At 56.1% G+C, this 24,296-nt stretch carries 22 protein-coding genes and 1 pseudogene; 6 read left to right on the plus strand and 17 right to left on the minus strand.

Translation table 11 applies throughout. The features are described 5' to 3' along the window. The first annotated feature begins 51 nt into the window (after nucleotides 1–51). Nucleotides 52–546: a universal stress protein gene (locus tag LE416_RS06035; protein ID WP_225047567.1), complete on the plus strand. Its 495-nt coding sequence runs from the start codon at nucleotides 52–54 to the stop codon at nucleotides 544–546. Between the two features lie 54 nt (nucleotides 547–600). Beyond that, the gene (locus LE416_RS06040; protein WP_225047568.1) at nucleotides 601–1,077 is read left to right on the plus strand and encodes a glutathione peroxidase; all 477 of its coding nucleotides are present in this window, start codon (nucleotides 601–603) and stop codon (nucleotides 1,075–1,077) included. An 85-nt stretch (nucleotides 1,078–1,162) separates the two neighbouring features. Here the strand turns inward: LE416_RS06040 and LE416_RS06045 are convergent, their stop codons facing one another. Further along, nucleotides 1,163–2,029 (minus strand): helix-turn-helix transcriptional regulator, encoded by an 867-nt coding sequence (locus tag LE416_RS06045; RefSeq protein WP_225047569.1) that lies wholly within the window; start codon nucleotides 2,027–2,029, stop codon nucleotides 1,163–1,165. A gap of 171 nt (nucleotides 2,030–2,200) precedes the next feature. On the opposite strand from LE416_RS06045, the gene LE416_RS06050 reads away from it, so the two are divergent. Next, nucleotides 2,201–3,541 (plus strand): IS1380 family transposase, encoded by a 1,341-nt coding sequence (locus LE416_RS06050; protein ID WP_225047570.1) that lies wholly within the window; start codon nucleotides 2,201–2,203, stop codon nucleotides 3,539–3,541. 170 nt (nucleotides 3,542–3,711) lie between these two features. On the opposite strand, the gene LE416_RS06055 is transcribed toward LE416_RS06050, so the two are convergent. The 9 genes from LE416_RS06055 to gmd all read right to left on the minus strand — a co-directional run bounded on the left by LE416_RS06055 (nucleotide 3,712) and on the right by gmd (nucleotide 13,751). After that, nucleotides 3,712–4,227, minus strand: coding sequence for a hypothetical protein (locus LE416_RS06055; RefSeq protein WP_225047571.1), 516 nt, complete (start codon nucleotides 4,225–4,227; stop codon nucleotides 3,712–3,714). A 346-nt stretch (nucleotides 4,228–4,573) separates the two neighbouring features. Beyond that, the gene (locus LE416_RS06060; RefSeq protein ID WP_225047572.1) at nucleotides 4,574–5,326 is read right to left on the minus strand and encodes a CpsD/CapB family tyrosine-protein kinase; all 753 of its coding nucleotides are present in this window, start codon (nucleotides 5,324–5,326) and stop codon (nucleotides 4,574–4,576) included. 11 nt (nucleotides 5,327–5,337) lie between these two features. After that, nucleotides 5,338–6,087 carry a YveK family protein gene (locus LE416_RS06065; RefSeq protein ID WP_225047573.1) on the minus strand — a complete coding sequence of 250 codons (750 nt, stop codon included), beginning with the start codon at nucleotides 6,085–6,087 and terminating at the stop codon, nucleotides 5,338–5,340. Between the two features lie 94 nt (nucleotides 6,088–6,181). After that, nucleotides 6,182–7,294: an LCP family glycopolymer transferase gene (locus tag LE416_RS06070; RefSeq protein ID WP_225047574.1), complete on the minus strand. Its 1,113-nt coding sequence runs from the start codon at nucleotides 7,292–7,294 to the stop codon at nucleotides 6,182–6,184. A 96-nt stretch (nucleotides 7,295–7,390) separates the two neighbouring features. Next, on the minus strand, nucleotides 7,391–8,209 hold the full coding sequence (locus LE416_RS06075) for an SGNH/GDSL hydrolase family protein (protein WP_225047575.1): 819 nt from the start codon (nucleotides 8,207–8,209) through the stop codon (nucleotides 7,391–7,393). Nucleotides 8,210–8,286: 77 nt separating this feature from the next. Then, nucleotides 8,287–9,975, minus strand: a complete 1,689-nt coding sequence (locus LE416_RS06080) for a phospho-sugar mutase (protein ID WP_225047576.1) — start codon at nucleotides 9,973–9,975, stop codon at nucleotides 8,287–8,289. After that, nucleotides 9,972–11,312: a sugar phosphate nucleotidyltransferase gene (locus LE416_RS06085; protein ID WP_225047577.1), complete on the minus strand. Its 1,341-nt coding sequence runs from the start codon at nucleotides 11,310–11,312 to the stop codon at nucleotides 9,972–9,974. The genes LE416_RS06080 and LE416_RS06085 overlap by 4 nt, the downstream gene beginning before the upstream one ends. 408 nt (nucleotides 11,313–11,720) lie before the next feature. Then, nucleotides 11,721–12,665, minus strand: a complete 945-nt coding sequence (locus LE416_RS06090; RefSeq protein WP_257793754.1) for a GDP-L-fucose synthase family protein — start codon at nucleotides 12,663–12,665, stop codon at nucleotides 11,721–11,723. Nucleotides 12,666–12,692: 27 nt separating this feature from the next. Further along, complete coding sequence (gene gmd, locus LE416_RS06095) at nucleotides 12,693–13,751, minus strand: GDP-mannose 4,6-dehydratase (protein WP_225047578.1); 1,059 nt, start codon at nucleotides 13,749–13,751, stop codon at nucleotides 12,693–12,695. Nucleotides 13,752–14,034: 283 nt separating this feature from the next. Here gmd and LE416_RS06100 point away from each other — a divergent pair, with 283 nt between their 5' ends. Together LE416_RS06100 and LE416_RS06105 are read left to right on the plus strand one after the other, a co-directional pair. Continuing rightward, entirely contained in the window at nucleotides 14,035–15,045 is a 1,011-nt protein-coding gene (locus LE416_RS06100) for a virulence RhuM family protein (RefSeq protein WP_225047579.1), read from the plus strand. After that, a complete protein-coding gene (locus LE416_RS06105) occupies nucleotides 15,038–15,904 on the plus strand; it encodes an AraC family transcriptional regulator (protein WP_225047580.1) in 867 nt (288 codons plus the stop codon). Before LE416_RS06100 ends, LE416_RS06105 begins: the two co-directional genes overlap by 8 nt. Nucleotides 15,905–15,928: 24 nt before the next feature. On the opposite strand, the gene LE416_RS06110 is transcribed toward LE416_RS06105, so the two are convergent. After that, nucleotides 15,929–16,684, minus strand: a complete 756-nt coding sequence (locus LE416_RS06110) for a hypothetical protein (protein ID WP_225047581.1) — start codon at nucleotides 16,682–16,684, stop codon at nucleotides 15,929–15,931. 469 nt (nucleotides 16,685–17,153) lie between these two features. Between LE416_RS06110 and LE416_RS06115 the strand changes: the two genes are divergently transcribed. Continuing rightward, on the plus strand, nucleotides 17,154–18,224 hold the full coding sequence (locus LE416_RS06115) for an IS30 family transposase (protein ID WP_225047582.1): 1,071 nt from the start codon (nucleotides 17,154–17,156) through the stop codon (nucleotides 18,222–18,224). Nucleotides 18,225–18,300: 76 nt separating this feature from the next. Here the strand turns inward: LE416_RS06115 and LE416_RS06120 are convergent. The 6 genes and pseudogenes from LE416_RS06120 to LE416_RS06145 form a co-directional block, all read right to left on the minus strand. Further along, a pseudogene (locus LE416_RS06120) lies at nucleotides 18,301–18,585 on the minus strand (transposase); the annotation flags it as partial. 360 nt (nucleotides 18,586–18,945) lie between these two features. Next, a complete protein-coding gene (locus LE416_RS06125) occupies nucleotides 18,946–19,470 on the minus strand; it encodes a serine O-acetyltransferase (RefSeq protein WP_225047583.1) in 525 nt (174 codons plus the stop codon). A gap of 525 nt (nucleotides 19,471–19,995) precedes the next feature. Continuing rightward, complete coding sequence (locus LE416_RS06130; protein WP_225047584.1) at nucleotides 19,996–20,436, minus strand: FAD synthase family protein; 441 nt, start codon at nucleotides 20,434–20,436, stop codon at nucleotides 19,996–19,998. Between the two features lie 19 nt (nucleotides 20,437–20,455). Further along, nucleotides 20,456–21,274, minus strand: coding sequence for a LicD family protein (locus LE416_RS06135; RefSeq protein ID WP_225047585.1), 819 nt, complete (start codon nucleotides 21,272–21,274; stop codon nucleotides 20,456–20,458). Between the two features lie 414 nt (nucleotides 21,275–21,688). Next, a complete protein-coding gene (locus LE416_RS06140; protein ID WP_225047586.1) occupies nucleotides 21,689–22,828 on the minus strand; it encodes a glycosyltransferase family 4 protein in 1,140 nt (379 codons plus the stop codon). A 193-nt stretch (nucleotides 22,829–23,021) separates the two neighbouring features. Further along, the gene (locus LE416_RS06145; RefSeq protein WP_225047587.1) at nucleotides 23,022–24,179 is read right to left on the minus strand and encodes a hypothetical protein; all 1,158 of its coding nucleotides are present in this window, start codon (nucleotides 24,177–24,179) and stop codon (nucleotides 23,022–23,024) included. Between the last annotated feature and the right edge of the window lie 117 nt (nucleotides 24,180–24,296).

Raw genomic sequence — 24,296 nt, forward strand, 5'->3', positions numbered from 1 at the left:
CTGGCAGTGCGCACCTCAATCGAGTACAATAAAAGGAGAGAGGTGATTGACATGTTACAACAATACCAACACATTCTAGTCGCGATCGACGGGTCCTACGAGTCCGAGCTGGCCTTCCAAAAGGCCGTTGCAGTCGCCAAGCGCAACCACAGTGAACTGTTCTTGATTCACATTGTCGACACCCGCGCTTTCCAAAACGTGTCCAGCTTCGACTCCGCCATGGTCGAGCAGGTCACCGAAACCGCCAAGCAGACCATGGACGGCTACATCGACCAGGCCCACAAGGCGGGGCTAGAGAACGTTTCGTACAGCATCGAGTACGGCGCGCCCAAGACCATCATCGCCCGTGACATTCCCAAGGCCAAGAGCATCGATCTGATCATGATCGGCGCCACCGGGCTGAACGCCGTCGAGCGCCTTTTGATTGGGAGCGTGACCGAGTACGTCACGCGCAACGCCCTTTGCGACGTGCTCGTTGTGCGCACCGACCTCAACAACAAGCCGGCCCTGGCCTCCACCAAAAAGCCGAAGCCGCCAGTCAAATAACTCAACAAGTCAGGCCGCGGCCTGGCTTTTGTTCACCCAGAAAGAGGGATTCCCATGAGTATCTACGATTTCACCGCAACGCTTGAGGACGGCACCACCTACTCGCTGGCCAAGTACCGCGGCCGGCCAATGATCATCGTCAACACCGCCACCAAGTGCGGCTTCGCCCCGCAGTTCGAGTCGCTTGAGAAGCTGTACCAGACCTACAAGGACCAGGGGCTGATCGTCCTCGGCTTCCCGTCCGACCAGTTCCACCAGGAGCTTGACTCAAGCACTGCGGCGGCCGAGGCCTGCCGGACCACCTGGGGCGTCACCTTCCCGATGCACGAGCTCCTGAAGGTCAACGGCCCGGACACCGACCCGCTGTTCGCCTACCTCAAGCAGGCGGCGCCGGGCGCCATGGGCACCAGCGTGAAGTGGAACTTCACCAAGTTCCTGGTCGACAAGGCCGGCAACGTGGTCGCCCGCGTGGCGCCCAAGACCGACCCGCTCAAGATGGTGCCGGAGCTCGAGCGCGTCTTGGCCGAGTAGCACCGCAAGACGAGTCGTGCCCCTCAATGACACCGAAACACAAAACGGCGTGGCCCCAACCGGGGTCACGCCGTTCTCGTCTCCTTCAGGCGCTGATCGGATCGGCCTCGAGGGCCTCAATCAGCCGCGCGCTTTGCGTCACGCGGGCGAGCGCCAGGGCAATCTGGTAGGCTTGCGGAGCGGCGGCGTCGCCGATGCGCACCAGGGCGCGGGCGCGCAGCGCGTAGAACTCATCGAGCAGAAACAGGCTGTCGTTTTTCACCGCGCTGTCGATGCCGATCTTGACGTGCTGAAGCACCAGCTGGTCCTCGCCCAGCTCGTAGTAGATGCGCGCGACGTGCCAGTGAATCGTCAGTTCGATGTCGAGGTAGCGCCCCTCGGCCAGCGGCATCGTCTCCAGCAGCTGAAGCGCGGAGTCGATGTACACCCGGGCGCGCTCGGTGGTGCCCTTCTCGGCGTAGGCCAGCCCCAGCCCAAGCGTCGCCATGATCGCCGGCAGGTCCTTGAGCGTGGCGGCGAGCGGGTTCAGCACCCGCCCGAAGTAGTAGATCGCCTCGTCCTGGTTCTGAACCAAAAACAGCTGAACCATCCCCATCGCGTAGTAGTACCGGCGCTCGTCCTCCACCCTAAGCGACTTCGGACTCTTGATGGTCGCAAGCTTGGCGTCCGCCTGGGCGAAGTCGCCGTGGCGCACCAGGGTGTCGACCTGGGCCAGCGTACGCTGGACCCGCGTGCGATTCTCGACCACGATGTCCTCCAGGGTGATGCCCAGCCGGTCGATCAGCCGCAGCAGAATGTTCATGCTGGGCACCTTGTTGCGCTTCTCGATCAGGCTGATGGTGGCCTGCGTGCAGATCCCGTTGGCCAGCTCGGCCTGGGAGAGGCCCTTGAGCTTGCGGTAGTGACGGACCCGTTCCCCCAGGATCCGTAGGGCCGGTTGCGAATTTTTCATTGTCTAACACTCCTTTGGCGGCTCCCGCCGTGCCGGTGGTGCGGTCATTTCAATGTTTACCTGGATTATTCATAGAATTTCAAAAAAGCAGCGCAATCCCATGATTCACACGGGACTGCGCTGCTTTGGTGTTTCACCCATTGGGTGCGCCTATATGCTAAGGTTGAGTCGATGAAAACCATCACGAAAGCGAGGCTTCACACCATCTCAACTTTAACCAGCTTATCCCTGCAATGCAATACCAATGTGACTATGACCGCCGACGGCGGTCAACTTTCAAATGACGCCGGGCTCGTTTTGTTCCAAGAGTTTCTTCATCGTATCAACTTTAGGCAACTTGCCAATCAGTGCCTCAAGTTACCAGACCAACGACGATTCTGGAAGGCCTCGATGATCGACATCTTCTTGGAAAAATTGTTGCTCGACGTTGCCGGGTATTTACATGACAGTAGTGCCAATGACTGGCAACGTGATCCCGTACTGGCGGCCACCTTGGGTAGCTCTCGGCTAGTCTCACAGCCCTCACTTTCACGGTTTTTCAAGCGCCTTGAAGACGCCGACCTAGATGACTTTCGGAAGCTTATCTGGCAAGTAGCCGCCTTGGCTTTCCGTCTTAGTGGTCAATCCCGCTTCGTGCTGGATATAGACTCAACGCATTGTGATACTTTCGGTAATCAAGAACGGTCCGCCTTCAACGCTCACTATATGGCCTATGGATATCATCCTCAGGTTGTATTTGATCAAGAGTCCGGGTTGCTCTTAGACGCCTTGATGCGCCCTGGCAATGAGTACACCGGCAAGGAAGCCGATAAGTTCGTCGAGACAACTTTTTCGCGCCTATCGGCGCTCCCTCAAAGCACCAGCGTCATCATTCGAGGCGATTCGGGGTTTGCTGCGCCAAAATTTTACGAGATGTGCGACACACATGGCGTCGACTTTTTGGTTCGACTCAAGGCAAATTCAAAGCTTGGGAAGCTGGCAGAAACGGCCTTAGTGGATTGCCCTCCAAAATATGAAGAGAGCAAATGCGTCTACCACGAATTCAAGTATCAGGCCGCGTCATGGGGTAAAGCTCGCCGTGTTATCGTATGTTCTACTCATACGGCAGATGAGCTAGTTCCCTGGAACCACGCATTCGTAGTGACCAGCCTGGCCTCCGAGGCTCCAGAGACTTTGTTCAAGACCTATAGACAGCGGGGCAATGCTGAGAACCAAATTAAGGAGCTGAAATGCGGGTTTGGCTTTGACAAAACAGACAGCTCAACTTTTGCACGGAACACTGCACGAGCCTTGATCACCGGTATTGCCTATAACCTGGTTCAGCTCTTTAAACAGCTCTTTGTCTCGGAAGACCGTCGTTCAACCATCTCCTCGCTACGGTTCAGTCTCTTTCACATCGCCGGTAGGATTACTTGGCACGCCCGTCGTGTGGTGATTCATCTTGCTTCTAACTATGTTTACAAGAACTGGTTTAGTCGGCTCATGGACGAAGTCCATCAGTTGGCGACCTGAACTGAATAACTGAATAGGTCGTGCGTCGAGCCGAAACCTGGGTCGGTCTGTTCGTGGTGCATCGATCACCAACTTCTCCGCTCAGTCAGTATTCGCAACGCTCCAAACGTTGCTTTCAGACCGGCCAGATGCGATTTCATGTCCCAAATACCGAGGTGAATAATCCAGGTTCATAATGACCTCACATCATAGGCGTAAATCACTTTGTCTGTTTTAGGCGACGCGACCGAGATCTCCCGATACTGCTTGCTGACGGCCGGCCCATGTAGTTTTGACCACTTGACCGGCGCCAGCTTATCGATTTTTCTGAGCGCGATCTCATCTGACTGATTGAGTGCGAAGAGTGAATCGGATACCGGCTGCTGCCGAAGCTCTTTTTCTATCGTCAGCACGTTCCGATTCGTCATGCCCAAGATCGCCCGAACGACCTGCTGCTTATCATCGGAGTCCTTCAAGTTATCGAGCTGTCTTCTAAGTTGACTATAAGTGCTCCCGATCTTACCTTCATCATGTTTTGAATAGATGGCATGCAGATACTGCGTGTTAAACTCGTTGTCCGCCGCATCAGGCTCAGCTTGAATCAGTGCTTTAAGCTGATCTGCCACACGGATAATGTTCATATACAGCTGGTGCGACTGCTCCTGCATCGGCTCACTATACTGACGCACAACATCAAACGACTCCATTAACACTTCACCACCTTTACTAAGCGTTCAGAAAAAACGACCTGGTTTACAAATCAGCTGATCCAAAAATCAGGTTTGCTCATACCACCGTAAGTTTACCGGCTGCCGCTCAAATGTGTCAAGTAACCTGATTTTATTTTGCACAACCTTCGTGCTTGCGCCAATACGTGACCGCTACCCGCAGCACCCATTTCCTAGTCACCGCGCCTCACGCACACCGCCCCCTGGCCTCGACCGCGAACAAAATCGAACGATCACGTTTTTTGCAATCGTTCGATCTGTGACGAAAAAACCGCCCGCCCGGCGTCCTCACGATCGAGAACGCCAGGCGAGCGGCAAGCAGCGATCAGCGCTTCTTCTTCGCGTCGCTGCTGTAGTAGGCGTCGTAGTAGTAGCCGTAGCGCGTGTGACGCTCGGTTTCCGGGACGCGGGTCATGACAACGCCGATGATGTTGGCGTCGACCTTGGTCAGGAGGTCCTTGGCCTCTGCCACCATCGCCTTTTGCGCGATGCCGAACGGAGCGACCAGGATGGTCGCATCCGCGCGGGAGGCGACGATCTGGGCGTCGGTCACGGACAGGACCGGCGGCGCGTCCAGGATCACGAGGTCGAAGGCGCCGGTGACCGCCTGCAGCAGGCGCCCCATGCGCTTGCTGGCGAGCAGCTCGGACGGGTTCGGCGGGATCGGGCCGGACGGCAGGGCGAAGAGGTTCTCGACGCTGGTCTTCTGGCAGGCGCGCTGCAGCAGCTCGTTGTCCTCATCCCCCGTCAGCAGGTCGACCAGGCCGACGTTGTTCTGCAGGCCGAACGTCGCGTGGACGCTGGGGCGGCGCATGTCGGCGTCGATGATCAGCGTGCGGCGGCCCGCCTGCGCGAAGGTGACGGCGACGTTGCCGGAGACGGTGGACTTGCTTTCGCTCGGCCCGGCCGAGGTGAAGACCAGGGTGCGGATCGGGTCGTCGGCCTTGGCGTACTGGATGTTCGTGCGCAGCGTGCGGTACTCCTCGGAGACGCGGCTGGTCGGGTCGTAATCGGTGATCAGCGCGACCCCGTTGCGCAGGCTTTCGCTAGATAGGGTGTTCTTTCGTCTGAAAATCATCTTGTTCCCTCCTATCGCCGGCTGCGCGACTTGCGGCCCTGGATCTGACCGGTGCGGCTGGCCCCGAGCTTCATGTCCTGGGTGTCGATCTCGGAGATCGAGCCCAAGAGCGGCAGGTCCAGCGCGTCCTCAACGAAGGCCGGCTCCCGCACCGTTTTATCCGTCAGCTCGCGGATGAAGGCGACCAGGACGCCGAGCACGAGCCCGGCGAGCAGGCCCACGGCGATGTTGATCTTCGGGCGCGGGCTGACCGGCGCCTTCTCCAGCGTCCCTTCCGCCACGATCGACACGTTCTTGGCGTTGGCCATGATCGTTGTGATCTTGGTCTGGAACACCTTCACCACCTCGTTGGCGATGGCGCGCGCCAGGTACGGGTCCTTGGCCGTCGCGGTGACCTTGACCACCTGCGAGTTCTCGTTGTTCGACAGCGAGATCGCACTGGCCAGGTCATCCTGCGGCACGAAGCCGTTCTTGTGCAGGTTCTTCTTCACCTGGTTCAGCACCACGCTCTGGGTGATGATGTCCTTGTAGGTGTTGATCATCTGCAGGTCGGTCTGGATCTGGTTGTACTGCATCGCGCTGTCGCTGGTGCTCTTCTGGTTGACCAGCATCAGCGAGCTGGACTGGTACTGCGGGGTCATGACGAAATAGGTCGCCCCCGTCGCCAGGATGCCGCCCAGCCCCATCATGATCAGGATCAGCGCCAGGTGCTTCTTGAGGATCGCGAAGATCTGGCTCAGGTTGATTACGTCGTCGTCCATTAGGTTCCTCCAATTACGAATCTCACGTGTCTTGGGCCGCCCTGCGTCGCCGGCGGTCGGCTGGTGCGCGCTGACCGCCGGCGCCAGCGAGTGGCTAGTTGACCTTATCAGCGCCGGTGACGGTGTAGCCCGTCGCGTTGGTCGCCGTCCAGTCGAACTGCGGGTTGTTGGCGTTTTGCTTCGTCTCCTCGTTCTCCAGCGTCGCCTTGCTCAGGCCCATCTCGCCGCGCAGCTTGTCGGAGACGCGCTGCAGCTCCTTGGTCGAGGCGATCTGGTACGACGAGCCGTTCAGGTACGCGCCCACGCCTTGCAGCACATCCTGCTTGACCGTCGCGGCGGCCGGCTTGTAGTGCTGGTAGATGGCGATCATGTCGTCCAGGCTCATGCTGGTGCGCAGGTTGTCCTGCACTTGGGTCAAAAGCGTCTTGAAGTTCGCCAGCGTGTTCAGCGACGGCGCCGCCTTCAGGATCGCGGTGATCACCTGGCGCTGGCGCTCGGCGCGGCCGTAGTCGCCCTTGGGGTCCTCATAGCGCATGCGCACATAGGCCAGGGCCGCGGCGCCGGTGAGGTGCATGTCGCCCTTCGTGAACGTGTAGCCCGTGTTCTTGAAGTCGAACGGCACCGTCACGTTCACCCCGCCGACCGCGTCCACCACTTTTTCCAGCCCGCCCATGTTCACCACGGCGTACTGCTGGATCGGCACGTTCAACAGCGCGCTGACGGTGTCCACCGCCATGTCCGCGCCGCCGAGGCTGTAGGCCGCGTTGACCTTCTGGATGTTGACGCCGGTCGAGCCGATCATCTGGGCCATCGTGTCCCGCGGGATGCTCGTCATCGTGGTCACCTTGGTGGTCGGGTTGACCGTCACCAGGATCATCGTGTCCGAGCGCCCGCGGACCTCGGTGCGCCCGAACGCGCCGGTGTCCGTGCCCATCAGGAGGATGCTCAGCGGCTTCTGGCTGCTCAGCGCCTGCTTAGCGGCGTCCGCCTTCTTCTTGGACAGCGGGATGTAGGTGTTCTGCGTGGTGGTCTTGATGCTGTGGTAGACGTACCAGCCATACGCGCCGATCGCGATCAGCACCACCGCCACGACCCCGCCCAGCCACCGCCACGGGTGGAAGCGGCGCTTGGGCCGGCGGTGGTGATGGTGGTGGTGATGATGCGGCTGCGGCGTTGGCTGCGGCTGCGGTGTCTCCTGATTGTCCATGATGTCACTCTCCCCGAATTCGATGTGCGTGATGGTGCTGGACCTGACCCCGCGTGCAGTGGCGGGGGCGGCGCCGTTAAGCGCCAGCCAGTCCGCTCAACGCAGGGCTTCCGGCACGTAGATCGGCACCAGCGCCTGCTTGATCACCGCCTGGGCGATCGCGCGCTGGCCCGCCTTAGTCGGCCAGTGGTCGGTCGCGGAGTTGCTGGCCTTGGCCCACTGTGCGCTGAGGTCAACGACGCTGGCGCCGGCGGCCGTGGCCGCCGCGCGGATCGCAGTGTCGTAGTCGGCCCCGGTGTCGGCCGCCTGGCGCCAAGACGTCAGGACCACCAGCTTGGCGTTGGGCAACCGGCCGCGCAAGTCGTTCAGCAGCGCGGTCAGGTTAATCTGCAGCGTGTTGGTGTGCGCGAAGTAGCGGTTCTGCTGGTCCTGCTCGTTGGTGCCGTACTCGACGATCACAAGGCCCGGCTGCTTGGCCGCGATCGAGGTGACCTGCCAGAGCCCGGTGCCGCCGATCGTGGCGCCGGTCGCCCAGTTGCCGCTAACGTCAACGGTGTAGCCCAGCGTGGTCTGCAGGTAATCCCGCAGCTGGTACTGGAAGCCGCCGTCTGCCTTGGCCGCGGCGATATCGTCGCCCATCACGGCCAGGTTCAGCGTCTGCCCCTGACCGACGGCGCGCAGCTGTGCGGCCTTGGCTTTTGCCGCCGCTGACTGAGCGGCCACCGGCTTTTTCACCTTGGCGGTCGCCGCGCCACTGCCGGCCTGTTGACTGGCGTGCTTGGCGCTGCCGCGGTGATACGCGGCCGTCTGCTCGTTGAGTGCCTGGGCCTGCCGCTGGCGGCCAACGACCACCAGCGCCCCGATCAGCCCCAGGCACAGCACAACGATCAGCGTGTACGCGATTGATCGTTTCATCTCGATGCCCCCCACGTCGATGCATTATCGACTATTGTATCATTACTGCCGCGCCAGTTGACGCCGCGGCGTGAAAATCAGGCGAAGTACGCCTGCAAGTCGGCCACGATCGCCGCCTCGCGCGCCGCCGCGGCCGCCCGTGTCGGCGCGCTGACGGACAGGTAGACCTTCAGCTTCGGCTCGGTGCCGCTTGGCCGCACCACCACTGAGCCGTTGTCGGCCAGGGTGAACTTCAGCACGTCGGCCTTAGGTAGCCCGTCGAGCCCAGGCGCGTAATCGCGCACCTGCGTGACGGCCTGGCCACCGAACGCCGCGATCGGGCCGCGGAACTGGCGCATGATCCGCTGCATTTTCGCGAACCCAGCCGCCCCGTCGAACTCGAAGGCGTGCAGCGTGTTCAGGCAGTAACCATACTCGGCGTAGAGCTGGTCGAGCCGCTCCAGCAGGCTGACGCCGCGGGTCTTGTAGTAGGCGAACATCTCGCAGATCAGGAAGCTCGCGTTGACCCCGTCCTTGTCGCGGACATAGGTGCCGCTGAGGTAGCCGTAGCTCTCCTCGAAGCCAAAAATATAGCTGTCGGCATGCCCCGCCGCCTCGAGCCGCCCGATCTCCTCGCCGATGAACTTGAAGCCCGTCAGCAGGTTGACCGTGCGCACCCCGTAATGCGCGGCGATGCGGTCCGCCATGTCGATGGTGACGATGGTCTTGACCAGCTCCGGGTCCGCCGGCATCGTGCCGTTCTCGGTGCGGCGCGCGCAGATGTAGTCCAGCAGCAGCATACCCATCTCGTTGCCCGACAGCAGCACGTACTCGCCGTTGGCGTCGCGCACCGCGGTGCCGACCCGGTCACAATCCGGGTCATTGGCCAGCAGCAGGTCGGCGCCGCGCGCCTTGGCGTAGCGCATCCCCAGCGCCATCGCCTCTTGGATCTCCGGGTTCGGGAACGGGCAGGTGGGAAAATCCCCGTCCGGCTGTTCCTGCTCCGGCACGACGAACAGGTTGGTGAACCCGGCCTCCCGCAGCGTGCGCGTGACCGGGCGCAGGCCCGTGCCGTTGAGCGGCGAGTAGACGATCGCCACGTCGCGGTCGATCGCGGTCCCCGGTGCCAGCAGCGACTCCCGCCGCACCGCGGCCACGAAGTCATCGGTGACACTGGCCGGGATATCGGTGATCTGCCCGGCGGCGACCGCCGCGGCGTAATCGCCGCGCCACACGTCGGTGAAAATATCTAGCGCCTCGATCTCGCGCAGGATCACAGCGGCGGCCTCGGTCGTGATCTGGCAGCCATCCGCGCCGTAGACCTTGTAGCCGTTGTACTTGGCCGGGTTGTGGCTGGCGGTGATCATGATCCCCGCCGCGCAGTGCAGCTGGCGGGTGGCGAAGCTCAGGCACGGCGTCGGCATGATGTCGGCGTAGCGCACCACCTGGATGCCATTGGCGGCAAACACCGCCGCCGCCACCTGCGCGAACTCGTCGGACTGATGCCGCGAGTCCCGCGAGACCGCGATCCGCCGCGCGTCAGGCGCGAAGTTGGCCACCACATAATTGGCCAGGCCTTGGGACGCCTTGGCCACCGTGTAGACATTCATCCGGTTGGTGCCCGCGCCGAGCGTGCCGCGCAGCCCCCCGGTGCCGAAGGCCAGGTCGCGGTAGAAGGCGTCCTGGATCGCTGCCGCGTCGCCGGCCATCGCCTCCAACTCGGCGCGCACCGCGGCGTCAGCCGTGGCGTGCGTCAGCCACTGTGCGTATTTATCCCCATCTGTCATGCGTGTTCCTCCCCTAAGCGATCAAAATCATACGCGTACTTGCGCTTATCCTGCGCACTGATCGACTCGCCGGTCTGGACCTCGATCACGCGCAGCTCCGTGTCGGCGATGATCGTATGCCGGCTCCCCGCCGGCAGCCGCACGACATCCCCCGGCCGCACCGCGCGCACCGCGCCGTCGATCACCGTCCAGCCGGTGCCCGTCAGCACCGTCCACACCTCGTCGCGGTGAACATGGCTGTGGTAATTCATGTGGTGCCCCGGATTCAGCGTGACCTTGATCGTCATGCCCCCGTCGGAGACATCCAGCACACGGAAGCTGCCCCAGGACTTCTCCGCGAACATCACCTGCTGGTCGATCTGGTCGACGAAGGGTTTGATGTAGCTGCTCTGCTCCTTATCGGCGACCAGGATGCCTTCCGGGCTCGCCGAGATCACGACATCGTGCAGCCCCATCGCGAGGATCGGCACATCGAGGTCGTTGATCACATGGACGTTTGCACACGAATCGTTCAGCATCGTCTTGCCGACACTCGGCTCGTCCATCGCCTCAGTCAGCGTGTTCCACGTCCCGAGGTCCTTCCACTCGCCGGCGTAGCGCATCACCTGGATCTTCGGTTCGTGCTCGACCACCGCGTAGTCGAAGCTGATCTTGTCCAGGTCGGCGTAGCGCGCGAACAGGTCGTGGTAGTCGGTGAAGTCGATCAGCTCGTGCGCGCGCTGCAGCAGATAGCCGAGCTTGAAGGCAAAGATCCCCCCGTTCCACAGCGCCCCGCGGTCGATATAGGCCGCTGCCGTGGCCGCGTCGGGTTTTTCCTTGAACGTCTCGACATCCGCCACCGCCTCGGTGCTGGTCGGCAGGATGTAGCCGTACTTCTCGCTCGGGTAGGTCGGCTCGATGCCCATCAGCACCAGGTTGGCCTCGCCCTTGGCGGCCTGCGCGGTCAGATCGCGGACGCCTTCGAAGTAGCTGTCTTCGACATACGGATCGACCGGGCACACCGCGATCGGCTCGTCCGGGGCGACCCCGCGCACGTCGCGCAGGTACGCCGCCGCCAGCACGATCGCCGGGAACGTGTCGCGCCGGCACGGCTCAACGGAGATGCCGACCGAGGCGCCGAGCTGGTTGTGCAGCGTCGAGACCTGCGACTTGGCCGTCGCGACCGTCACCGCCGCCTCGGGATCCACCGTGCGGATCTGGCGGTACACCCGCTGGACCATGGATTCGTACTCGCCACTCGGGCTCTTCAGCAGGTCGATGAACTGCTTGGAACGCACATTGTTGGACAGCGGCCAAAGGCGCTGGCCGGAACCGCCGGATAACAGAACGATTTGCATAGTTTCCCCCGTCTATGTAAACGGCCTCCGCGAAGGCGGCGGCCGCAGTGAGTGCTTGTCAATGCATTGCGGATCAGGTGCGGCCCACCACGCGGCTTCCCCGAGCGGCGTGGCGGGCGTGGAGCTTGGAAGTGCAGTCGCCGGCACAGGCTAGTGGTCTGGCCGGGCCAGCGGGCTGGCGACGCTGACTCCCCTTAAGTTTGGCCGAACTCCGCGGACCCAGTAACGATACGCGGCCAAGCGCTGTCGCGATCTTAGGGTGAAGGCCCAGGCAACTCTGAAATCGTCGAGCTGCAGCGCACAACGGGGAAGCAGCTAGCTACGCCAAGTCGCCGAGCCCCAAAGCCCGGGGCTCAACGCCTCGGCTAGGCTACCTGTTCCCCTAAGCCCGTGCGCTTCCGCTCTGGGCTACCGTTCCGCCCGCATCGGGTTGGCCAAGAAGTCCTGGTAGGCTAAGCGGATGCCGTCGTCGAGCTCGGTCTGGTAGGTCCAGCCGAGGTCGGCGGCCTTGGAGACGTCGAGTAGCTTGCGCGGGGTGCCGTTCGGCTTGCTGGTGTCCCACTCGATCTTGCCGGTGTAGCCGATGATCTCGGCCACTTTTTCCGTCAGGGCCTTGATGGTCAGCTCCTTGCCAGTGCCGGCGTTGACCGTCTCGTTGCCACTGTAATTGTTCATCAGGAACACGCAGAGGTTGGCGAGGTCGTCGACGTACATGAATTCACGCAGCGGGCTGCCGTCGCCCCAGCAGGTGACGGTGTCGAGGCCCTGCTGCTTGGCCTCGTGGAAGCGGCGGATCAGCGCCGGCAGCACGTGGCTGTGCGTCGGGTGGTAGTTGTCGTTCGGGCCGTAGAGGTTGGTCGGCATCACGGAGATGTAGTCCGTGCCGTACTGGCGGTTGAGGTACTCGCAGTACTTCAGCCCGGAGATCTTGGCCAGGGCGTACGCCTCGTTGGTCTCCTCCAGCGCGCTGGTCAGCAGCGAGCTTTCCTGGATCGGCTGCGGCGCCAGGCGCGGGTAGATGCAGCTGGAGCCGAGGAATTCGAGCTTCTTGACCCCGTTGGCCCAGGCTTCGTGGATCACGTTCATCTGCATGATCATGTTGTCGTACATGAAGTCCGCCAGCGCCTCTTGGTTGGCGACGATCCCGCCGACCTTAGCCGCGGCGAGAAAAACGTAATCGGGCTTCTCGGCGGCGAAGAAGGCTTCAACATCGGCCTGCCGCTGCAGGTCCAGCTCCGCGTGCGTGCGGGTGATCAGGTTCGTGTACCCCTGGCGCTTCAGCTCGCGCACGATCGCGGAGCCCACCATCCCGCGGTGACCGGCAACATAGATCTTGGCATCTTTTTCCATCATGAGTTCAATTCGCTTCTTTCTGTGTGATCACTGTTCGTCAATGGCGCGGAAGGCCGCCTCGCGCTTGGCCAGCTGGCGGTCGTGCTTGGCCATGATCTCGACCAGCTCCTGGTAGCTCGTCTTCTGCGGATCCCAGCCCAGCACGGTGCGGGCCTTCGTCGGGTCGCCCCAGAGGTTGTCGACATCCGTCGGGCGGAACCACTGCGGGTTGACCGCGACCAGCAGCTTGCCGGTGGCGGCGTCGTAGCCCTTCTCGGCCACGCCGGTACCTTCCCAGCGCACGGTCATGCCGTTCGCCGCGAAGGCCTTCTCCGTGAAGTCGCGCACCGTGTGCTGCTCGCCCGTCGCGATGACAAAATCATCCGGCGTGGCCTGCTGCATGATCAGCCACATGCACTCCACATAGTCCTTGGCATAGCCCCAGTCGCGCAGGGAATCCATGTTGCCCAGCTCCAGGTGGTCCTGCAGGCCTTCCGCGATGCGGCCGGCTGCCAGCGTGATCTTGCGGGTGACAAAATTCTCCCCGCGCCGCTCGGACTCGTGGTTGAACAGGATGCCGTTGACCGCGAACATGTTGTACGCGTCGCGATACTCCTTGACGATCCAGAAGCCGTACTGCTTGGCCACCGCGTACGGGCTGTACGGGTGGAACGGCGTCGTCTCGCGCTGCGGCACTTCCTCGACCTTGCCGTAAAGTTCGGACGTGGAGGCCTGGTAGATCCGGGTATGCTGTTCCAGCTTGCAGATCCGCACCGCCTCCAGGATGCGCAGCACGCCCAGCGCGTCGACATCCCCGGAGTACTCCGGCACGTCGAAGGACACCTGCACATGCGACTGGGCGGCGAGGTTGTAGATCTCATCCGGCCGCACCTCACCGATGATCCGGATCAGGCCGGACGAATCGGACAGGTCGCCGTCGTGAAGCGTGATGGTGCCGGCCTCGATCAGGTGGTCGATGCGGCCGGTGTTCGAGATCGACGAGCGCCGGTGGATACCGTGGACTTCGTAGCCCTTCTCCAGCAGGAATTCCGCCAGGTACGAGCCGTCTTGGCCGGTGATCCCGGTGATCAGTGCAGTCTTGGTCATGGATTCTGTCCCCTTTTATGAATTATCTATCTTATTATGCCAGCCAATTGGCGGGGATAGTTGGGCGATATTGGCCAAAAGCTGTATAATATTGACTAAGCATGTCGGGCTGCCATCAGTGGGCTTGCGTCGCCTGCTTAAGTGGCGACGGCAGCGACCCACGCACCCTACCACCGGTGGTCGCAGTCTGGCTCAATTCGTTCACCCATTGAACTATTACGCTTTATGTAATAGTTCAAAACCCCGTCGCACCGGCGTTTCACGCCAGAAAGGACCGTGTCTCATGACTGAGCAGACCAACTTCGTCCTCTACCAGACCCCGCACGCACGAGCCAGCATTCAGGTGCTCGTGCACGCGGACACGCTGTGGGCAAGCCAGCGCGCGCTGGCCCAACTCTTCGACGTCACGATCCCGACCATCAACCGGCACCTCAAGAACATCTTCGACTGCGGGGAGCTCGACCAGGCGGCGGTGACCCACACGTTCGCGCTCACCAGCACAGAAGGCCACCGCACCGTCACCCGCGAGACCACCTACTACAACCTCGACGCGATCATCTCCGTCGGCTACCGCGTCAACTCCGTGCAGGCGACCCACTTCCGCCAATGGGCGACCACCACCCTGAAGGACTTCATGATCAAGGGCTTCGTGCTGGACGATGAGCGGCTCAAGCAGGGCAGCACGCTGCTGGGCCAGGACTACTTCGACGAGCTGCTCGAGCGCGTCCGCTCGATCCGCGCCAGCGAACGCCGGATCTGGCAGAAGCTCACGGATATTTTTGCCGAGATCAGTGCCGATTATGACAAGAACAGCCCCGTCACCCAGCAATTCTACGCGACCGTGCAGAACAAGTTCCACTACGCCATCACCGGCCAGACCGCCGCGGAGATCATCTACCACCGCGCCGACCGCGATCAGCCGCACATGGGGCTGACCACCTGGCAGAACGCCCCGGATGGCCGCGTACTCAAGCGCGACGCGATGGTGGCCAAGAACTACCTCTCCGCCACCCAGATCAAGGCACTGGAGCGCAACGTGACCGGCTACTTCGACTACATCGAAGACCTAATTGCGCGGCGCACCCAGTTCACCATGCGGGAATTCGCCGCCAGCATCGACCGCTTCTTGTCCTTCCGCGAGTATGCCATCCTGCCCGACAACGGCAGCGTCTCCATGCAGGCGGCGCAGGCCAAGGCCGCTTCGGAATACGCCGCCTTCAACCAGCACCAGCGCATCCGATCCGACTTCGACCGCGCCATCAGCCAGATGATCGAGGCCAACGACAATGACTGAGCAGACCCCCACCCTTTTTCACGGCGACCTCGTCAACGCCGACCGGCTACTCTACACGCCGTCTGAATTCGCCAAGGCCAGCCTGCTCTACCTCCAGGAGATCGGTAGTCTGCGCGCCCAGAAGCCGCACCGCTCCCAGCGCGAGGACCTCGCCTCCTACCTCTTCTTCACTGTTACCGCCGGCTCCGGCACCCTCGCCTACGACGGCAAGACCTACGCGCTGACCGCCGGCGACTGCGTCTTCATCGACTGCCGCCACCCCTACTACCACGAGAGTTCCCACGACCTCTGGGCGCTGAACTGGTGCCACTTCAACGGCCGCACCATGCCCAGCATCGAGGAAAAATACTGCGCGCGCGGCGGCACCCCGGTCTTTCGCCCCCGCGAGCCACAGGCGCTCGCCGACTGCTGGGCCGCGCTCAACGCCACCGCCCGCAGCGATTCCTACGTCCGCGACATGGCCATCAACGCCCGCCTCGCCGACCTCATGACCCAGCTGCTGGCCGAGAGCTGGCACCCCGAGCACCGCCAGCAGACCACCAAGCAGCGCCAGCTCACCGCCGTGCGCGACTACCTCGACGCCCACTACGCCGAGAAGATCACCCTCGACCAGCTCGCCCAGACCTTCTACATCAACAAGTACTACCTCACCCGCCTCTTCAAGGCCACCTATGGCCAGTCGATCAACCAGTACCTGCTGGAGGTGCGCATCACCCACGCCAAGCAACTTCTGCGGTTCACAAAAAAGCCGATCGAAGCGATCGGCTTGGCGTGCGGATTCAGTTCCACTGAGTACTTCGCCCGGGTGTTTCGGCAGGTCGAAGGGGTGTCGGGGCGGGAGTATCGGAAGAGATGGTAAAGGGACTCGAGGCGGCCATCATCCCTATTTGAGAGCCTCGTTCTCCATTTCCTGCAGATCCCCATCAAAGAATTTGACGTGACCAGGATTCAAACGATCAACCCTCCGCTTCAACTTGACCATCCCACGCTCGCAATTTAGTTTACTTGGAGTATCCTGGTCGACATCTGCCCGTATAGCTTCCCCGAAACTGACAAGATTAGCTCCTGTCATTTCTGTGAACTCGTCCTTGAGCTCTTCAATGTCCATCAGCGAGACCTCTGCCCTCAGCCAATAAAACGTACTTTCTTTGCACCAATCATTCTCTAATTCACTTACTTTCTCGGGCAAGTGGACATCTCCGAGGAAATCGCAGATACGACCAATCAACTCCGGCCATTTCGTAATGGTCCCATTATAACTAAATTGATCCTTAGGACACGGAGAAGCGAACCCCCAGATTTGTCCATAATCAGCCCCAAACTGTACCTTCAGATTTGTTGCGGACCGCTCTGAGTAATTGGAGAGCTCATATTTATGTCCATCTACGTCTACAACTAGATTCACGGTGTCTATCGCTACCCCATGACGTTTAAGAAACGTGGAAAGTCCGGGCTGTTGCATAACGCCAGTAGCGTTCCTAATACCATCTTTCTTCACACTAGCGACCCCTTCTTTCGTTAAGGTAGTCGCTTGATAGATAATCATTCCTTGATTCTCGAGTAACCATGAATCTGCAGCCGTCTTGAGGAAGTCGAGCGTTTCCCGAACTTTTGACGGCGTGCTGTAGTCTAATGTCATACTTCTTTTCCTCCAATGCTGGTTATCTGTGTAGCACATTAATATTTATTATTCTTTCAGAATTATCGTCAAAATTTTCTGCCGCTTTATCTCAGTAAGTGCCTGCCAGAATCTCTTTCAACGTCTTCAACCGTGTTACCACAATGAGATTCTGCGTCGTGCGCTCGCTTGGTTTGCCAACCAATTTCAGATCATGCAATTCTTCAAGTAATTGCCAATTGCTATCCTTGTTTGGCACTCGTACTTGGTCTTCTACACGATCTTTGTCAGCCAACTTCGCTAGGCCGTCCCCTAAGGCACCGATAAATTGGACGATGTCATACTTGTTTAGCTGGTTTAAAAACTTTCCCCGCGTTTTAGAATCAAGTTAGCCACCCTCGCTCCAAAATTCGGGCGATAAAAAAACACCAAGACAAAAGTCCTGTTATCATTGAAGCTACCACACAATCAATGAGAGAAGGATGTCTTGATGCAAGATCAGCTTATCACGTCCCACACCAAAGGTCACCACCTAACATTGCTTGAGCGAGGAGAAATTGCTGCCCTCCACGCCCGCGGCGAGTCTAACCGCCAGATTGCCACGCTCCTTGGCATCAATCGTCAGACCATCGCTAACGAGCTCTCTCGCGGTCAGATCGACCAGGTTAAGAAGGTTAACGGCAAGCTGAGGTACTACCGCGTGTACAGCCCTGAAACAGCACCGATACGCTATCAGGATAACCGCCAACTCAGCCATCGCCCGCGTAAGCTCGAGAAGGTCCAGGACTTCATCGCCTACTTCACGACCCACTTTCGCGAGGATGGGTGGTCACCTGACGCGGCGGTCGGCCGGGCCAAGACTGCGGGGTTGTACTTGCCCGACGAGATGGTCTGCACGGCGACGCTCTACAACTACATTGAGGCGCAACTGTTGGAAGTGAGGAACATCGATTTGCTTGAGAAGACGGGTCGGCGCGTGAAGCACAAGGCCAACCACAAGTTCAAGCGTATGTTGACGGGGCGCAGTATTGACGACAGGCCAAAGCGCGTTGACACTCGCAGAGAGTTCGGTAATTTCGAGCTAGACACCGTGGTCGGTAAACGCAATGGCCAGGAGAGTGTACTGATGACGCTCATTGAGCGCAAGACTCGCTTCCAGTTCGTGCGCCTGATTGATAGCCGTGATGCGGACTCGGTCAACCATGCCATGCGCACAATCGTCAAGGACCATGGTGACGTCATCAAGACCATCACGGCGGACAATGGCTCGGAGTTCGCAGATCTATCGCGCGTACTCGATGGTGTGGCCGACGTCTACTACGCCCATCCATATCGCTCCAGCGAGCGCGGCACCAACGAAGCCCACAACCGAATGCTCCGGCGAGACTTCCCCAAAGGTATGTCTCTGGATACCGTAAGCCCACAGGACGTGGCGGAGTCCGCGCGCAAGATCAACGACCTCCCACGACTCATCCTGAAGTACCAGACCCCCACAGAACGGTTCAATGCCGAATCTAATCGGGTCCGGCGCCGGGCCGCCAAGGCAGCCACCGCCGGCTAACCCACCAACTTCATAGATAACAGGCTGTCACACTCGGGATTGGGCCGGGTGGCTAACTTGTTCTTGCAATTCGCGTCCCGATGAAATACTGATACGCGGGGGTATTTCGAATTGCAGCGACTACCATCCAATCAGACAATCCAGTGCGTTGTTTAACCAGCTCAGCACCATGTAGGAGACGAACTGGCTTGCCAGCCCGACCAAGCTTGGAGGGAGAGGCCAATTGGGTTGCTTCACTCAATTTAGCCCAGGGCATCTGATCAGCTAACTGAACCCACTTGTTATCAGCTCTGAGCACGGTGCTTAGAGCAGTGCCAAAGGATTCGACTGAGAGTTGAGTGACGGTTTGTCGATAAACCATGAGTAACGCCTCCGATAGGTTTTCATAAACTGCATGGATAATCGCGGATATCCCGTAATTCCCATTCATTTATTAGACAACGATAACGGGTCAGCAAAGCGTTACAAATAACTTGGATAAATTATTCACCAGCCACTACCATGGCAATAAGTGTATCGGCGACGAATAATTTGCACAAATTGGCGCAAATGTCATCCACGGATTCTTAAAGAGCGTTTCCAGGAAACCATAGAGCCATTAAAATACGCTGACCGCGGTTCCTGGCGATTTTCCGTCAGAAAAAATATAGTCTTGAGACATGGGAACCTTAGTAGCTTCAAATAGTACATAATTCACTCGCGATGACATTGTTATTAATATTTAAGGATGAACTATTCTCGATGGTATTCCTACTGCTGTAGCCCCATCTGGGATGTCGGAAAGCACGACGCAATTGGCTCCAACTTTTGCGTTTGAACCAATTACTAGGTTTCCAATGATTTTTGCACCCGATCCTATTTCCACATCGTTTTTTATAACGACATTTGAATCATTTAAGGAACGTTTCCTTGCGCCGATTGTTACACCTGACTGAAGAAAGCAATTATGACCTATAATCGCATTCGGACCTATGACTACACCAACACTATGTCCGAGTTTAAACCCTGATTCAATCTTTGCTTTTGGCGAAATATCTGCTCCCGTCACTCGAATACTATGGCTTCGTATCAGTATGGATATTTTATCGAATCCTCTTAACTGTGCATACCGCGAAAGTCTATACAGAATAACCGCCTGCTGCCCTTTCGAACTATAGTACGCGTGGAGTAGGTTCTTGTTGGATACATCTTCAAGCAAGTATTTCATCAGCGATTGGTGTTTAATTCTAGTAATTCTAGTATTCATATTTTGCTCCTTTACGCAAATCAAGATATTTCAAACATCCGGCATCAGTTCTTCTGTGTCTATAACTTTGCTACTCCGATAACAGAGAGTAATAATGATTTTTCACCATCTGAAAGTTTCTTTGCCTTTTTTACTGTCCCATTTTTAGATACCCATCGCCGGCAAAGTATCTAACGTCAATCTCACAATCTTCAAGAGCTGATTCAAGATTCTTCGTGGTTCGGGTGCAAATCAACTTCCAACACTCAAATCGCACAGGAAAATCGTGTCACCGCTCGCCAGTGCACCCCCAGCCACAAGATCGCATTTAGAACTACTCGATGATCCAGAATTGTTGGTCTGCCAGCTGTATTTGCAGGAAACAGGGATATAATTTGAGCTCATTCCGCATCAGTAAGTTCCTACCGGGGGGATCATGAAAATCACTCGTCTATCCCAGCATATCAACTAAGGCCAAATCACGTACAATTTTGAGTTTAAAGACACGCCATAGTTGATAATTCCCTAGAAACAAATGTCCGAGATCTATTTATTCGGATGTTCGTCCAAAATTGATTTGATCACGCCTGTAAGTTTTGTACTTGAAATTCCATCAGTATGAGGTAGATATACAATCTCAACCCCTTTAGGGGCTAGTTGCTTCTCATATATTTTCCACTGAGGTGTATTTTCCCAGTCAGATCCAACAAACATTTTACTAAAGTGTAATCTTTTCCAGGCAGAGAGTTTGTCCTTGTCCGGTTGAACTACCACTTCATCAACGTAACGAATTGCACTGACGATCTCCATTCGTTCAGTCAGTGGGATTACGGGAGTTTTATCCTTCTCTTTCCTTACAAGTTCGTCGGTGCTAACCCCTACAATTAAATAATCACACTGCTCCTTTGCACGACGAATTATATTCAGATGTCCAACGTGAAACATATCGTAAACCCCTGTTGTGTATCCAATCACTTGTGTTGCCAATTCACTTTCCTCAAGCTTTCTAAGATTCTGATTTAAAAACAACACGTACAGGATTATGATTCTGACGCTTATCCTTGGGAGGAAGCTTTAGGTAGTCTCCAAATAGCTGCTTCAGATATTGCTGACTATCATCAGGACCATAAAACTCGTACGAGCCAAACTTGATAAGAGTACCGTTACCGTAGACACTCTCGGGCATAGTCTGCCGCCTATTATTATAATTACTTCCTAAATTCGAAACATATTTCAACTCACTACGAGTATTATAAAATCGCATTGCCTTCTCGCGAATTTTGACTAAGCTATTGGTAGTAAGTAAATTTAAGACACTACCTATAATACCTCTCTCATGCGGCGGCTTACCGTAATGAAGTCGTCTCCAAATCACAACAGATCCGCACCCCTTAATGACAAGTGCCTGTAAATCTTGAAAAAAACTAGATTGTTTTGGGACTTGATCCAAGGGAAATATATCTATAAATATTTCACTCTCGCCACGATAATTTTTCATACTATCTTCAGCAAAGACCGTATGCTTTTTTCGTAACTTAGCGTAGGGAAACCAATAATCGGGCTGAGTTTCTATGCTCTGAATCCAATATGGGTTCTGGGCGCTTGACTTGTTGTGTAAAACAGTGATTAATTTCTGATAATCATCTCGCGGTAAAGCAATATCCATGTCGTCATCCCACGGTATGAATCCAGAATGCCGCACTGCTCCGAGCAATGTTCCGCCAACCATAAAATAGTGGAGATGATGTTCTACACAGATATCATGAACATACTTGAGCATCTCAGTTTCGATACTTTGAAGCCTATTTAGAGTTTCTTTTTCCATCTGAATCCCTCATTTAATATATCAACGCGTTTGGACCAGCTCTGAGCTATCACTACAATTAACGTACTGGCATTGCTACAGGATATCAATTTGATTGAGATGGTGTGAGCGGCACCGCGCGTGAAGTGATCCTAGCGCTCGACGCGGCTGAGATCGTGGTGCCGACGGAGATGCAGAAGTTGTACCGGAGTGTGGTTAACCGGCTGCGCGACTTCCCCGCAGCGCAATCCGTGCATAGTACAATTAGGCGCGACCACGCCACGTAATCCCGCCAGTACAGACTTTGTACCCCCACGCCTGGGTATTCAGGCGGAGCATATTCAACTTGGTATAAAGCTAGTCAACAGATTCTTAGACGGGGATACCAAGCATAGCCTTCGCCTTCTCATCAATTCTAGGTATATTGTAGTATCTTTAGTTGTCGAACTCTGCGGTAGCTGCTTTTATACTGTTCACATGATCCGAGACCATTGCTTCTATGGTGTATCCCTGCGCTACGTTAATTGCATTTATTGACATTCGGTGCCTTAGCTCCTCATCCCCTAAGAGCTTCACAATCTTGGTCGCTAAATCATCAGTATTCTCGGAAGCCACAAGATATCCATTGAACCCATTGCGTATCATCTCAAGACCAGCTCCACAGTTGTTGGTAGTGACAGTCGGCAGTCCCTGCGCCAACGCTTCACCGACAACAAGCCCCCAAATATCCTCGCGCGTCGGCAACACAAAGATGTCCGCAGCGCGATAATAATCTATGAGCTGTTCTCTACCTAAGAAGGGAATGAACTTAATATTGCCAATAAGCTCACTGCTAATTAACTGTTCTAAATCTGGAGTTGCTTGACCGCCAACAATCACGACTTGGACTGGATCGGATATCTTGGCCAGAGCCTTAATAAGGATGTCCCATCCTTTACGAGGAATAACCTGGCCAACACCTATGACCAGGGGTTCTACTCCAAGCCTAAGGTTATTACGTAGCGCCACCTTCTGGGATGCAGCTACACCATGAGAAATCACGTCCGTATTGTGAACAGAGCTGAACCGATAACGATGAATTTGTGATCGATCGGCTCCATAAAAACAGAGATAGTCATCCGAAACGGAAGAAGGGCTATAGTAGCCAACAGCGCCACCTATTAGGAATCGTTTGACTTGTTCACGAAAACCTTGGCCGGACTTTTTCATTCCACCATCGGTTTCAATCCAATATGGTTTCTTGAGCATCTTCATAATCACAATCAGCAACATGGCTTTAGGCTTTGAGTATGTCCCCACAATAACCTGCTCAAAATCTTGCCGCAAAAGACCGATAATACGAGACAATGAGCTCCCTACTCTGTTCCCGTTTTGCCCTTTCAGATACACAGCACTGAATGCCTGCTTTTTTTCAGTAAACCACGCGGGATTACGATGCTTCTGTTTAGCGGCAGAGCTCGTAAAAGCAACCGTCAGATCAATTTTTTCTCCCAAGAGATTAAAAAAATCAACTCTATACGGCGCCGGATAATTCGTTATGAACAGCGCTTTGGTACGCTTGAGGTGTTTATACATTATATCTCCCTAATTGACCGTACAATATTCCTACGCACAACGACGATAATGCTAGACTGTTACTTGTAGGTTATATAAAAGCATTTTGCGGAGTTAAAGCAAGAGCATTTCAAATCCCCCATTTGTTTAAAACTTTGCTGGTAGACACGGCGCTAGAGACCAACCTGCTGGCATGTTCCCAATCATACATACATCACAGATGCTCCGTATACCTATCGGATGATTTAACAATCATAGCCATACTCATCGCTATATATAGCTGCCCGATATTTCCTCCAAATCCGGATATAAAACCACCGATTGAAATAACGACAAAGGAGAAAAAGTATGAATTGAGCTCAGTAAAGTTGGACCTTAAGCAAGTCAAAACATGCCTCAGTGCTTTACCTCCAACCGCTGCGAAGACTACTAGCGTACCTACTATTCCATACTTTGCCACTAGGTTTGGAATCCACATCTCTAAATCAGCTGCACTACCAAACGGGGTTCCAATAGTCCACGATAAAAAGCTCAGATTCTGGAAGGTTGACGAAGTTGTATTCCCTCTTACAATTAAGGTGCTATCTTGCGCAAAAAAACTGCTCACTCTAAATCGATTTCTCAGAATGCTAATGACTCCAATTTTTTGAAATACTGAATACACCGCAAAAGCACATAGTGTAAGCAGCAATACTCTGCCAATATTTCTTAGATTGAATTTAAAATTTTTGAGAATAAAAATTACAAAGCAAAGCACCAGAGGTATCACCAAGGTTCTTTGTTGAGAGATTACTATGGCCGTTGATCCTAAAAAAACGACCGTCCAGTCAAATATTCGGCTTATCGCTGACTGACTCTCGATATTCTGCGAAAGCAGAGTTATCGAAATTGCAGACAGTGTAAATACCAGCGGAAAAGAAACATTTCTATACCCAATTCCAAACAAAGCGCTTTGTTGTTCATATGTAACTAGATAAAACACCGAGCAGATTAGCCCACTTAGATTCAGAGCCATCTCAAACGTATGCTCGTTAACCCTAAGGCCCTGAAAAACAATGTATCCAGAGAAAAGAAATAGAAGCGGTCTTGCGTCTACAAAAATACGAAATAGTGAATTCGCTGAAGCGACACCCCACAGCACAAGAAAAACTAAATATAAAATTAAAAGTGCCAGAGCTCGCGACAAACGAACCCTTCCGAGCATGAGTAATCTTGCCGCTAGCATCAGCAATGAAATGGAAAGCCCCAAACTAACCATGTCCATTCCTCCAACGGCCGCACGGGTGTCAAAGACATTGTTTTGCAACCCTATCAAAATAAAAATAATAACTAACCAAAAGGTATCTTTTTTAACAACAAGACTATATTTCATTTCAATTATCCTAATCACGGTTTTCCCAAGTGGCGTTTATAGTTTCTAAAATGTGAAAAAATTCTTAGAGTCGCTTGTCCGTTGGGCTTATTTTATCCTTCAAGCTCCTCGCGCTGA

The sequence above is a fragment of the Lacticaseibacillus kribbianus genome (genome assembly GCF_020180945.1).
Classification (GTDB): domain Bacteria; phylum Bacillota; class Bacilli; order Lactobacillales; family Lactobacillaceae; genus Lacticaseibacillus; species Lacticaseibacillus kribbianus.